The 631-nt window shown below is 58.3% G+C and carries 1 protein-coding gene; it reads right to left on the bottom strand.

What is annotated here, in order from left to right; genetic code table 11:
* Positions 1-631: condensation domain-containing protein (locus HFD99_RS24855; protein ID WP_167441057.1), on the bottom strand; the 631-nt coding region annotated here is incomplete at both ends.

The following is a 631-nucleotide window of genomic DNA, read 5'->3' on the forward strand; positions in this document are numbered from 1 at the left end:
GTTCAGCAAGGCCTACCCGCAGAAGTGGCGGCTTCGCTAGATCAAACGGACGAACGAATTGGCGCACCGTTTCTTCTACCTGCTCCTCGCTGATCTGCACATATTCCACCTGGAAGGCGGCTTCTTCGTAAATCCGCTGAACCGCTTCGCCTTTTACCATCTCAAAGCCGGTACGCAGCGTTTCATGACGAGCTACGAGCCCGCGAAACGCTTCTTCAAACCGCTGCCGGTCGAGCTCCCCTTCGAGCAGCATAGCTCCCGGTATGTTGTAGCTCAGCTCGGCTCCTTCCAGCTGGTTCAAGATATAGAGACGTTTCTGAGCGGAAGAGAGCGGATAATACTCGCTAGGTTCCGCAGCCGGAATAGCCGTGAACGAGCCGATCTCCAGCCGCTCCATAGCCGCGGCCATTTCTTCAACCGTCGAGTAGCGGAATACGTCGCGAAGCGGGAATTCAACGCCTAGCTCCTTATGCATTTTGCTGACCAGCGTCGTCGCCCGCAGGGAGTGCCCGCCGAGGTCGAAGAAGTTGTCCGTTACGCCTACCGCCTTCTCCCGAACAAGCACATCCTGCCAAATGGCGGCCAGCTTCGCCTCCAGTTCGGTGCGCGGCGCCACGTATTCGCGGCCTCC

It is taken from the genome of Paenibacillus sp. EKM301P (assembly GCF_011800295.1).
Classification (GTDB): domain Bacteria; phylum Bacillota; class Bacilli; order Paenibacillales; family Paenibacillaceae; genus Paenibacillus; species Paenibacillus polymyxa.